Annotated in this window: 10 protein-coding genes; all 10 read left to right on the top strand. The window is 69.2% G+C overall.

From position 1 onward, the window contains the following. The first annotated feature begins 10 nt into the window (after window positions 1-10). The 10 genes from MHN80_RS19440 to MHN80_RS19390 all read left to right on the top strand — a co-directional run bounded on the left by MHN80_RS19440 (window position 11) and on the right by MHN80_RS19390 (window position 12,197). Window positions 11-823 carry a carbon-nitrogen family hydrolase gene (locus MHN80_RS19440; RefSeq protein ID WP_239403074.1) on the top strand — a complete coding sequence of 271 codons (813 nt, stop codon included), beginning with the start codon at window positions 11-13 and terminating at the stop codon, window positions 821-823. Next, window positions 820-1,503 carry a DUF2848 family protein gene (locus tag MHN80_RS19435; protein ID WP_239403073.1) on the top strand — a complete coding sequence of 228 codons (684 nt, stop codon included), beginning with the start codon at window positions 820-822 and terminating at the stop codon, window positions 1,501-1,503. Before MHN80_RS19440 ends, MHN80_RS19435 begins: the two co-directional genes overlap by 4 nt. A 2-nt stretch (window positions 1,504-1,505) precedes the next feature. Further along, window positions 1,506-2,960 carry a 4-hydroxyphenylacetate 3-hydroxylase family protein gene (locus MHN80_RS19430; RefSeq protein ID WP_239403072.1) on the top strand — a complete coding sequence of 485 codons (1,455 nt, stop codon included), beginning with the start codon at window positions 1,506-1,508 and terminating at the stop codon, window positions 2,958-2,960. An 11-nt stretch (window positions 2,961-2,971) separates the two neighbouring features. Then, window positions 2,972-3,319, top strand: a complete 348-nt coding sequence (locus MHN80_RS19425; RefSeq protein ID WP_064569928.1) for a cupin domain-containing protein — start codon at window positions 2,972-2,974, stop codon at window positions 3,317-3,319. Window positions 3,320-3,328: 9 nt separating this feature from the next. Next, window positions 3,329-3,853 carry a flavin reductase family protein gene (locus MHN80_RS19420; RefSeq protein WP_239403071.1) on the top strand — a complete coding sequence of 175 codons (525 nt, stop codon included), beginning with the start codon at window positions 3,329-3,331 and terminating at the stop codon, window positions 3,851-3,853. A gap of 105 nt (window positions 3,854-3,958) precedes the next feature. Next, the gene (locus MHN80_RS19415) at window positions 3,959-4,951 is read left to right on the top strand and encodes a hypothetical protein (RefSeq protein ID WP_239403070.1); all 993 of its coding nucleotides are present in this window, start codon (window positions 3,959-3,961) and stop codon (window positions 4,949-4,951) included. Window positions 4,952-5,022: 71 nt separating this feature from the next. Continuing rightward, complete coding sequence (locus MHN80_RS19410) at window positions 5,023-7,212, top strand: DUF2254 family protein (RefSeq protein ID WP_239403069.1); 2,190 nt, start codon at window positions 5,023-5,025, stop codon at window positions 7,210-7,212. 44 nt (window positions 7,213-7,256) lie between these two features. After that, window positions 7,257-9,995, top strand: a complete 2,739-nt coding sequence (locus MHN80_RS25730) for a LuxR C-terminal-related transcriptional regulator (RefSeq protein WP_308219788.1) — start codon at window positions 7,257-7,259, stop codon at window positions 9,993-9,995. A 124-nt stretch (window positions 9,996-10,119) separates the two neighbouring features. Further along, complete coding sequence (locus MHN80_RS19395) at window positions 10,120-10,743, top strand: hypothetical protein (protein WP_239403068.1); 624 nt, start codon at window positions 10,120-10,122, stop codon at window positions 10,741-10,743. A 44-nt stretch (window positions 10,744-10,787) separates the two neighbouring features. Continuing rightward, a complete protein-coding gene (locus MHN80_RS19390) occupies window positions 10,788-12,197 on the top strand; it encodes a carotenoid oxygenase family protein (RefSeq protein WP_239403067.1) in 1,410 nt (469 codons plus the stop codon). Window positions 12,198-12,230: the final 33 nt, after the last annotated feature.

Below are 12,230 nucleotides of genomic sequence, written 5' to 3'. Positions count from 1 at the left end.
GGAGACCTTCATGAAGATCGCACTGGTCCAGGTGGCCAGTCCCGACGACGAGACCGCCGCACATCGTCTCGACCGCGTGCGCACGCTCGTCGACGGCCTGCCCGACGACATCGACCTCATCGTCCTGCCGGAGCTGTGGCGGGTCGGTTACAACCACTTCGACGACTATCCGGGCTCGGCCGAGGACCTGTACGGGCCCACGGTGTCGACCATGGCTGCCATCGCGCGTCGACGGAGCTGTCTCGTCCACGCGGGCAGCATCGTCGAGGATCGTGGTTCGAACCGCCTGCGCAACACCGCCGTACTGCTCGGGCCGGACGGTACCGTCGTGCACCACTACAGCAAGGTGCACGTGTTCGGATATCAGTCGCAGGAGGCTCGGCTGCTGGAACCGGGCGAGCAGGTCCACGCCGTGGACACAGCCTTCGGCCCGGTCGCCGCGACCACCTGTTACGACCTCCGATTTCCCGGGCTCTGGTCCGAGATCGGCCTCGCCGGAGCGCAATTGGTGATCGTACCGGCAGCCTGGCCGATGGCGCGTCGGGAGCACTGGCGGTTGCTGACCTCCGCACGCGCCGTCGACAACCAGGTGTTCGTCATCGCGTGCAACGCCGCCGGTACCCACGCGGGGGTCGAACTCGCGGGTCACAGCCGCATCGTCGACCCGTGGGGATCGATTGTCGCAGAAGCTGGTTCGGATGAAGGGGTCACCCTCGCCGAGATCGACCCCGCACTCGTCTCCGCCGTGCGGTCGGAGTTCCCGGTTCTCGGCGATCGGCTGCCCGACTACTCCGTTCTGTCCCGTAGAAAGGTCCACTCATGACCGGCACCGACACCCGGGTGCTCAGCTTCTCGATCGCCGGCACCGCCGAGCAGATCGACTTCGACACCCTCCGCACACTCGTCGCGGGGTACACCGGTCGCGACGAAGCCGCAGTGCGACACCACATCGACGAGCTCGCGGCGATCGGGGTGGCCCCGCCGCCCGAGGTCCCCATGTTCTATCCCGTCGAGCCCGGCAGCGTCACCACCGACGAGGTCACGGAGGTCTACGGTCGCGAGACCTCGGGCGAGGTGGAGCCGGTGCTGCTGCGCCGGAAAGGGCGCTGGTACCTCGGGATCGGCTCCGACCACACCGACCGAAAACTCGAGACCGTGGACATCGGTGACTCGAAACGCGCTTGCCCCAAGCCCATCGGTTCGCAGATCGCCGAGATCACGTCCTGGGACGAGTTCGACTGGGACGCATGCCATGCCCGGAGCTGGGTCGACGGTCACCTCTATCAAGACGGCTCGCTGGCGGGACTGCGGACGCCGCAGAACCTGCTCGGCATCCTCGGCGAGCGCGAGGGCGACGACGGCACCGACCTGCTTTGTTTCGCGGGCACGCTGCCCCTCCTCGACGGCACCTTCGTCTACGGCACCCGCTGGGATCTCGAACTCACCCTGCCGGACGGGACCGTCCTCACCCACTCCTACACCTCAGATCCGGAAGGACGATGATGATGCGTACCGGAACCGACTACCTGGCCTCCCTGAACGACGGACGCGTGGTGCTCGTCGACGGGCAGAAGGTCGACGACGTCACCACCCACCCGGCGTTCGCGCCGGTCGCGGCGACCATCGCCGAGATGTTCGATCTGGCCGCCGATCCCGAGCGCGGGATGCAGTACACCGCGCCGGAGACCGGTGCCCCTGCCAACCGCACCTTCGGAATCCCCCGCAGTCGTGAGGAACTCAGACTCCGTCGCGAAGCCATCCAGACGTGGGCCCGGCACACCCATGGGTGGGTCGGACGCAGCCCCGACCACGTCGGAACCTTCCTCGCATCCTTCGCCGCCCATCCCGAGGTGTTCACCGGCGAGGGCCGCGACCTGTCGGCGAACGTGACGGCATTCCATCGTCGGTTGCTGGAGGAGAATCTGTATGTCTCCTATGCGATCATTCCGCCGCAGGTCTCGCGGGCGACCACGGCGTCGGGCTGGGAGGGCGAGTTCCTCCAGGCCGGTGTCGTGCGCGAGACCGATGAGGGGATCATCGTGCGCGGGTCGCAGATGCTCGCCACCGGCGCCGCCATCGCCGACGAGGTGTTCGTCTCGTGCATCAAACCGCTCGGCCCGGACGACAGTGACTTCGCCGTCTCGTTCGTGGTCCCGGTGGCGACCGAGGGCCTGAAGCTGTACTGCCGCCGTCCCTATGCGCCCGCCGCGACCAGCAGCTTCGACTACCCGCTGACCTCACGGTACGACGAGCCGGACGCCCTGGTGGTGTTCGACGACGTGCTGGTGCCCTGGGATCGGGTGTTCGTCGACCGCGACATCGTCGGCGTGCGCCGCCAGTTCTTCGAGACCGGAGCACACGTCTTCGGCAACTGGCAGGCGCAGATCCGCTTCGCCACCAAGCTGAAATTCATCGCCGGCGTGGCGCGCCGGGTGACCCAGGTGAACGGCGTGGACAAGATCCCCAGCGTCCAGGAGAAGCTCGGCGAACTCGCCGCCGTCGTGTCCGGCGTCGAATCCGCGGTGCTGGCGGCGGAATACACGGCGGAACCGGACGCCTCCGGGCAATGGCTGCCGGGTCGGCAGGCGCTCTACGGGTCGATGGGTCTGCAGTCGGAGACCTATCCGCGCGTGCTCGCCATCCTCCGCGACCTGGTCGGCGGTGGGGTGCTGCAGCTGCCCTCGAGCGTGCACGACCTCACGAGCTCGTTGACCGCCAAGGACATCCAGCACTATGTGCAGTCGCCGGGAGTGCCGTCCGAAGAGCGGATCAAGCTGTTCAAGCTGGCCTGGGACATCGTCGGTTCCGAGTTCGCCGGCCGACACCAGCAGTACGAGATGTTCTACGCCGGAGCGCCTTTCGTCGTGAAAGGTGCCTACACCTACCGCAACTACGCCTACGACGACGCGCTCGAGGACGTTGCAGGCTTCCTGCAGTCCTACAAGCTCGAAAACGCCTGAGAGGAGCCATCATGGCCAAACCCGAATACGAGTTCTTCCCGGTCACCGATGTGGAATACACCGTGTGTCCCGGCGGCGATCCCAAGATCACCGAACGCATCCTGTCGCGCGACCCGGACGGCAACGTCGCCACCCGCATCCTCCGCTACGAGGCGGGCGCCGACTCCAGCCCGATGGGCGTGCAAAAACACGACTTCTGGGAGGAGGTCTACATCCTCGAGGGTTCGTTCGTCGACCTGACCCTGGACCAGACGTTCTCGGCCGGTGAGTACGCCTGCCGCCCACCGGGAATGCCGCACGGCCCGTGGCGTACCGACGAGGGTGTGCTCACCTTCGAGGTCCGCTACCGCAGCGCATAGGAGACGATCATGACCCTGCCGGCCTTCTCTCGTCCCACTCACTCCGACATGCGACGCAGCATGGGGAGGTTCACCACCGGTGTCGCGGTCGTCAGCGCCGAGGACTCCGACGGCGAACCGTGCGGCATGACCATCAGCTCGCTGACGTCGATCAGTCTCGACCCCGCGATCATCCTGGTGTCGCTGACCCACGGATCCCGGACCACGGACGCGGTGGAGGCCGGCGGGCGGTTCGCGGTGTCGATCCTGTCGTCCCGGCAGGAGGCGGTCGCCCGGCGCTTCGCGACCCGTGGCGGCGCACGGTTCGAGGGACTGCCGTGTGACCGCACCGCCTGCGGACTTCCGGTGGTCGCCGATGCACTCGCGCACCTGGAATGCACGGTGCACAGCGCGCACGACGTCGGTGACCACCGCGTCTTCTACGGCGACGTGTCCGAGCTGCGGTGGCGCGACGGCACCGGCCTGGTGTTCTACTCCGGCCGGTTCGGCGACTTCCGCGACTTCGGTCACGACGAGGTGCCCTGGCTGTTCTGAGCCGGAACAACGCTCCGACGCCACTCCGAATACCACCGCCGGTCGCGCGAGACAGCGTCATTTGGCACCCTCGGATCGGGACCGATACGAGGATCGGAGTGGGGGATGAATCGACCGGACCTACACCTGGGAGCGCTGGGCGGCCCGCTCCCGCGATCGCCGCTGCACGTGCTGCGGACCTACCTGGCCGCGACGACGCTGTTGTACGCGATGGGCGTGGCCCTCACGCTGTTCCCGGTCGACGACTCGGCGACGCTGTCCGACCCGACCGGGGGACTGATCGCCGTCGCGCTGGGAATCGCGGCGCTGGGGTGGCTGTCGGTGCGGCCCCAGCGTCCGCTTCCGGCCGTGATCGCGGCGTGTGCGGCCACCCCGACAGTGATGGCGTTCCACGAGCTGATCGCTGCCGAGTTCCTCTGCATGGTCGCGGCGATGTTCCTGGCGATGTACCTGCGCGCCACCTTTCCGCGTCGCCAGGCGTGGGTGCTCGTCGGTCTGCTGACCGTCGGGTGTGTCGTCGCGCTCGCGGTGGCGCCGGCGCCCAAATACCTCAGCACCTACATCGTCGTCGCGGTGGCGATCCCCGCGGCGGCCGAGTCGTTCGGGTTGCTGACGCGGACACTGCTCACCGCGGTCTGCACGGATCCGCTGACCGGCGTCTTCAACCGCGCGGGTTGGGAACTCGCCACCGCCGGGCTCTTCGCCGGGCGGCGGTCGGCCGCGGCGGTCACGGTGATCTCACTGGACATCGATGCTCCCGCGCCGGCCGCCGGCATCGGCGATGGTGAGGCGGCGGGCCGGCAGTTGGTGCAGAACGCCCGGACCTGCGTCGCTCTGCTGCCCGCCGAGACCGCGATGGCCCGTCTGGGCGATTCCGAGTTCGCGATCTGCGTGGTGCACGACGACGACGGCCCGCCCGGGCAGGCTGCGACGTTGATCGACGAGCTGCGGAGAGAGCTTCCCGATGCCTCGCTGGCTGCCGCCACCGCACCCGCGCCGGCCGCGGACATCACCGCCCTGCATGCGCAGGCGGCGTCCCGGCTGGCGTCGGTCCGACGCGACAGGACCCGACGGTCGGATCAGCCGGACCCGCAATGACGTCACCCGGTGTGATCACCGGAGTGGCGATTGCCCGCGAGAACGGCCGGCGCTCCCGCTAGGGTCGGGGGATGACCGGGTGGTTCGATGAGCGGATCGTCGAGACCGGTCGTCTGCCGTTGTTCTTCCTTCTACTCGCCTTCGTCCTGACTTTCCTGTTCATCCGGTTCAGCGTGCGGATGATCCGCGCGGAGGTCAGTTGGTGGCCCGGGAACGTGACGCCGGGCGGGGTCCATGTCCACCACGCCTTCTTCGGGATGATGGCGATGTTGGTGGCGGGCTTCGGTTTCGTCGCGGTCGATCCACTGCGGACACCGGTGATCGACTGTGTGCTGGCGGCCCTGTTCGGGATCGGCTCGGCGCTCGTCCTCGACGAGTTCGCGCTCATCCTCCACCTCCGCGACGTCTACTGGGCGGAAGAGGGCCGAACGTCGATCGACGCGGTGTTCGTCGCGATCGCGATCGGTCTGCTCTTCCTGCTGGGGTTGCAGCCGTTCGGGGCGTTCGAGGTCGTCGGGGACATCCGAAACGAGAACGGGCTCGTGGCACGTCTGATCGCTGCGGGTGTCGTCGTGCTGAACGTGCTCCTGGCGATCGTCACGCTGATCAAGGGCAAGGTGTGGACCGGTCTGGTCGGCATGTTCGTCCCGGTCCTGCTGTGGTTCGGGGCAGCCCGACTGGCTCGGCCGCGATCGCCGTGGGCCCGGTGGCGGTACAAGAACCGTCCCCGCAAACTGGCCCGGGCGATCGGGCGGGAGCAACGCTACCGAGAACCGCTGATGCGGTGGAAGATCGTCGTGCAGGAAGCGGTGGCAGGTCGATTCGGGGTGCCCGAGACCCCCGCGCCGATTCCCGCCACGACACCGGCACCGACGGCGGTCGGTGTGGTGACCGAAAAAGTTCCGAGTGCGCTGGCGACCGCGATCCGGTGGCGGCGCACGCGCCGGGCGCTGCGCACGGTCCCGATCTGGCGGTTGCCGGTCGTGCTGGTGACCCTCGCGATCGTCGCCGCGTGGACCACCGTCGGATTCGACGAGCTCCTCGAACTGGAAGTGGACCCGGGCACGCTGGCGACGCTGCTGAGCGTGATCGCCGGCTCGATGGCGACACTGACCGGTCTCGTGTTCACCGCCGTCACCCTCGCGATGCAGTTCGGGGCGTCGTCGATCTCGGTGCGGGTGATCCCGATGCTGCAGCAGGAACCCGTCATGCGGTGGTCCACGGGCTTCTTCCTCGCGACCTTCGTCTACAGCGTGATCATCGCGATCGACCTGTCGGTGGGCGGCCCGGACGAGCCGACTCCCGGTCTGTCGACGGCGATCGCGTTCATGCTCACCACGGTCAGCGCCTATCTCTTCATCGCGCTGGTCGGGAAGGTCGGGACCATCCTGAACACCGCCCGACTGCTGCAGTGGATCGCCGACGACGGCCGGTCGGCGATCGTCCGGCAGCTACCGCCGCCGGCGGCCCACGACGAGCTCACGGCGGCAACCGGATTCGACAAGCAGGTCGTCGCCGGGACCGCTGCCGTCCCGGGCGATGGCAGCCCCGATCCCGGTGCAGCGGCGGAGGTGACGCACACGCAGATCAGGCTGGGGGAGGTGAGCGCGCGAGGGCGGGTGTTGCTGGCCGTCAACGGCGATCGACTTCGACGGCACGCGGCGTCGTGGGACGTACGGATCAACCTGCTGATCGCCGTCGGCGACCATGTGCCGCACGATCTCCCGGTGGTCGAGGTCATCGGCGACCCGGCACGGGTGGAGAAGCGCCGGGTGCTGGCCTGCCTGCTGTTCGGCGACACCCACCAGCCATCGGTGAGTCCCGCTGCGGCGCTGCAGGCGATCTCGGACATCGCACTCAAGGCGATGTCCGCGGGAAGCAACGATCCGAGCGTCGTGGTGCAGGCGCTCGATCACACCGAGGATCTCCTGCTGCTGCTGGCACCGCGGCTGTGCGGCGACCGGACGGCGCCGGACACCTCCGTCCGCGGTATCCGCCGCAGCTGGGCGGACTATGTCGCGATCGGGACCGACGAGATCCGCCGGCACAGCACCGGACAGGTGCAGGTGCAACGCCGCCTCCGTGCGTTGTTCGAATCCCTCCTCGCCGGTTGCGGGCCGGCGCAGCGCGCCCCGGTGTCGGAGCGACTGGCCGTGCTCGACGCGCAGGTCGCGCGCGACTGGTCCGACGACCTCGATCGGCGACTGGCCGCGGCCGCGGACCGCCAGGGTTACGGTTCCGAATTCGGGCGGTCACGGTGAGCCGATAGATCACGCGAATCGGACACAGCCGATACCCTGGGTCCGTGCTCGCGTCTCACTCCGCTGACCGTCGCGAGGTGGTCGACGAGATGCGCGACGTCGTCGCAACCGCCCAGCGGGAACCGGGAACAGCCCGTCGCGGAGTCTGCGTGATCACCGCCGGACCGGGGGCCGGCAAGACCCACACCCTGCGGGAATTGGCGTCGGCCGCTGACGGATCCGTCCGGACGGTGCGGGCGGACGAACTGTCGTGGCGCCAGCCGTTCGGGCTCGCGGGGCAGTTGCTCGACGTCGATCTGCCGAACCCGGTGCCCGACGGCTTCGAGGACGACCTGTATGCGCGCGTGGACGCGCTGTGCGCCGGTGGTCCGCTGGTGCTCGTCGTCGACGACGCGCATCACGCCGACGCCGCGACCCTGGAACTGTTGTCGCGGCTCGTGGCCGCCACCCACGTCCTGCCGCTGACGCTCCTCGTCGGTCGCCGGCCGCTACCGGAACGGGACCTGCTGAACCGGCTCGTGGCACGCGCGGAGGTCGGCGAATGGTCGTTGCCACCGCTGGGCGTCGACGAGGTCCGCCGCATCTCGGCCGAGATCGTCGGTGCCGCGCCGGATGACGAACTGCTCGGACTCCTCGACGCATCGGGAGGCAATCCGATGCACGTGATCTCGGTTCTGCGCGCCCTCCAGCAGTCGGGTGGCCTGCGGATCGCCGACGGCCGTGCGTCGGTCGATGCCCGCACCCGGGCGGGTATGCCGAGCGGGCTCGAGGACGCGATCGCCGAGCATGTCGCACTGCTCGACGGCCGCGCGCGCGAACTGACCCAGAAACTGGCGGTGTGGGGTGGCCCGGCGACACTCGCCCAACTGGCCGCGGTCGACGCCGTTCCGCCCGCCTCGCTCGTCGGGGCGGCGCAGTCGGCGATCGACGCGGGGATCATCGCCGTCGACGATGCGGGAGCTCTGCGGTTCACCCACGACCTGTATGCCGACGTCACCTACGGGCACCTCGATCCGATGTTGCGCTCCGTGCTGCACGATGCGATCGCCAGTCATCCCAGCACCCGGCACAACCCGCAGTCCGTGGCGCATCACCGGATCGCCTCGGGGAGTGACGAATCCGCGATGTTCGCCGCGGTGCGCCGGGCGGAGAGCGAACTCGCCAGCACACCGGCCGTCGCGGCCGAGCTCCTCGAGACCCTGGCCACGCGTACCGTGCGCCCGCCGGCAGGGGTGAACACCGCCCTCGCCCTCGCCCTCGCCCGCACCGGTCAGCTGGACCGCGCGTCTCGGGTCGCCGAGGACGGCATGGCGTCGGCGACCGAGATCGCCGAGATCGCCGACCTCCACCGAATCCTGTTGTTCGCGTTGATAGCCCAGGGCGAGACCGACCGGGTCCGGAGTCTGATCGATGAGACCCTGAAGCTCCCCGTGGGTGACGATGTCGTCGGCACGCTCACCGATCTGCGGCACTACGTCGGCCTTCTCGACGGGCGTGCCCCCGCCCCGGACACCCCGTTCTTCGACGTCGACCTGGATGCGTCGACCCGCTCCGTGTCCGGCCTGATCGCCGAGGCGCTCCGGCTGTTCCTGCGTGGCGAGGTGGACGACGCGCTGCGCACGGCGTTGCTCGCCTCGCGACGCGACGCCGAGGAATCCGCCGCCGGCACGTTGTCCACGTCGTCCGCCGACATCTGGCCCTCACTGATCGAGCAGTACGCGCACGGCCCGGCCGCCGCGGCGGACCTGCTCGCGGGCGCCGCCCGGTTGCGTTCGAGCCGGGGAACCGACTGGATGACCGCCTATCACGAGTTCACCCGCGGTGGGATCGCGCTTGGGCTCGGCGACCTCGACGACTCGGCCGCGTCCTTCGACGCCGGCCTGGACCGCGCGGACTCCGCGGACATGGGCTGGAAGTCGATGGCGGTCGGCGGTCGGGCCATGGTCGACGTGCTCCGTGGCGACCTCGCGACCGCGTCGACCCGGCTCGACGCGTGGGACGGGACGGGCCTGCCCAATCAGTTCGGATTCCCGGTGCCCGCCCACGCCCGGGCCCTGCTGCACGAGGCGAACCGGAAGCTGCGCGCGGCCGCGACGACGGCCGGTGCCGCCTGGGATGACGGCCGCCGTCTGAACCTCTGTTCCTGGCTGCCCACCGTCGCGCTGGGAACCGCGCGGATCGGCGTCCGCGCCGGCGACACCGCGCTGCTCGGCAGTGTTCTCGACGGTCTCGACGACATCCCGATCCCACCCGCGTGGCCGATGTCCGGCCCCGTCGCGGTGGCCCGCGCGATGTGCGCCGTGGCGCTCCACGACGAGAACCCGCTGACGATCGTGGCCGCCGCCGACGAGCATGCCGACATCCTGCAGACCGTCGGAGACCGGCAGTCCGAAGCGTGCGTGTGGGAGGAGGCCGCCTGTGCGGCGGCGATGGCGGGAGATCGGGACCGCGGCCGCGACCTCGCCCGACGTGCGATGCGCCTGACGCGCGCGATGGGTGCCGCCACCAGCTCGGCGCGCGTGGCCTCCAGGTTGCGGCCGTTGGGGATTCGGCTCGATCCCGCCGCGCGGGACCGGCCGACGCACGGCTGGGAGAGTCTCACCAAGACCGAGACGACCGTCGCCGAGCTGGTCGCGACCGGTATGAGCGGAGGCGAGATCGCCGACCGTCTGTTCATCTCGACCCGCACGGTGCAGACCCACGTCTCGCACGCCCTGGCCAAGCTCGGCCTGCGCACCCGCGTCGAACTCGCCGCGTTCGTCGTGGGTCGGCAGCAGAACTGATCGAACTCCGCACGGTTGGCGGCGATTTCTCCGTCATGACGCAGATGTACGCGTCATCGGCGCGGCGGACAGTGGGTGTACCCCAACGAGGACCCACCTCGGCCGTACCGAAGGAGAACACACCGTGAACGCCAAGTCGATGATCCTGGGACTCGCCCCGTGGTTCGTATTCGCCTGGTCGGCCGAACGCCTGGGCGCCGACCACGTCACTTTCGCCGCGCTCGCCGCGTGCGCACTGGCCCTGGCCGTCACCATCTACGAGGCGGTCCGCACGGGTGGCGGATGGAAGATCATCGACGTCGCCGGGGTCGTCCTGTTCGGTGTCATCGCGCTCATCGGAGTCTTCGGCGACCACGGGGTCGACGAGGCGCTCGTGTTCTTCGGGCGTGGTGGCTCGGCGTTCGTCCTTGCCGCGGTCATGGCGGTGTCGGCGTTCACGGTCCCGTTCACCGAGCAATATGCCCGGGAGTCCGTCGACCCCGCGCTGTGGCACTCGCCCGTGTTCCGTGCCAAGAACCGCCAGATCAGCCTCCTGTGGGCCGGTGCGATCGCACTCATGGGTTGCTCGCACATCGTCGCCGGGTTTCTGGCGTCGTCGGCGTCGGTATCGGGCAGCCACCCCGGCAACATCCTGCTCAACTGGGTCGTCCCGATCGCGCTGATCGTGTTCGCGGTCAAGCGGACCCGGGCCATCGCCGACGCAGCGCCCAGCGCGCCCGCCGACTCCACCGCACCGGCCGCCGGCTGAACCGCCGCGACGCAACCAATTTCGACCAGCCCAGAGGAATTCCGATGACCATCGCAACGCCCCCCACCCCCGCTCCCGTCGACATGGCCCACCACGCCCACCTCACCGGTGTCTTCGCGCCGCAGCGCGACGAGGTCGATGTCGCCGATCTGCCCGTCTCCGGCGAGATCCCGGCGGGCCTACACGGCAGCTACCTACGCAACGGGCCCAACCCTCGCTTCGATCCGATCGGCTCGTTCGTCTATCCCCTCGACGGCGACGGCATGGTGCATCGGATCAGCATCTCCGACGGTCGTGTCGGGTACACCAACCGGTTCGTCCGGACCCCGATGGTGATCGCGGAAGAGGCTGCCGGACATGCTCTCTGGTCGGGACTCACCGACGGATACACGCCGCCGGCAAGCGTGGTGGGTGACGAACTGGCCGGCACATACCGCGAACTGCCCGACATCAACATCGTCCGGCACGGCGGACGACTGATGGCGATGGCCGAATCCGACCAGCCCTACCTGCTCGAGCCGTCGTCGCTGGCCACCCTGGCCAAGACCGACTGCTCCGGGGCGATGCGGGTGGGTAGTACCGCCCACCCGAAGATCGACCCGGCGACCGGCGAGATGGTCTTGTTCAACTACGGCCTCGAGGCGCCATACCTGACGTGGTCGGTGGTGTCCGCGGACGGGACGACGACCACCGGGCCCACGCCGGTCGACGGACTCGACAAGCCGGTGATGATCCACGACATGGCCTTGACGTCCCGATACCTCGTTCTCTTCGTGTGCCCGTTGATCTTCGACCTCGAAGGCGTGATGTCTGGCGGGTCGCTGCTGTCCTGGCAACCCGACGACGGCACGCGCATCGCGCTCATCCCGCGCGACGGCGGTCCGGTGCGCTGGGTGCACACCGACCCGTTCTGGGTGTGGCACTTCGCCAACGCCTTCGACGGCCCGGGACCGGACGACAGCGTCATCGTCGACTACGTCGAATGGAGCTACCCGGGAGGGTTCGCCGACGAACCGCGGCCGGCGACGTCGGCACTCACCCGGGCGATCATCCGCCCGGACGGCTCGATCACGCGGAACACGATCAGCGACAACGCCTTCAACATGGAATTCCCGCGGGTCGACGACCGACTGCTCACCCGGGATCACCATCGGGTCGCGACGGTGGCCAAGGGGCCGAGGGACAGTGGCGCCACCGACAGCCTCTGGTTTCACGACCTCGCCGCCGGAACCGAGACCTACTGGAGTCCCGGGACCGCCATCGGCGAGCCGATCTACATCCCGGGCGCCGACGGCGACCACTGGGGCGCGATCGGCACCGATCCCGCCGACATGCGTTCGTATTTCTACCTTCTCGCCGCCGACGAGCCGACGGCCGGGCCGGTCGCCACCGTCGAACTCCCGATCCGCGTCCCGGCCGGACTCCATGGAGCCTGGCTCGCGGACCCGGCCTGACGACAAACCCACCCTGTTTCCGTGAACTCACCC

This window comes from Gordonia sp. McavH-238-E, from assembly GCF_022348225.1.
In the GTDB taxonomy this organism is placed as follows: domain Bacteria; phylum Actinomycetota; class Actinomycetes; order Mycobacteriales; family Mycobacteriaceae; genus Gordonia; species Gordonia terrae.
Note: the sequence above shows the minus strand (reverse complement) of the source record. Positions and strands in the feature narration are given on the sequence as shown.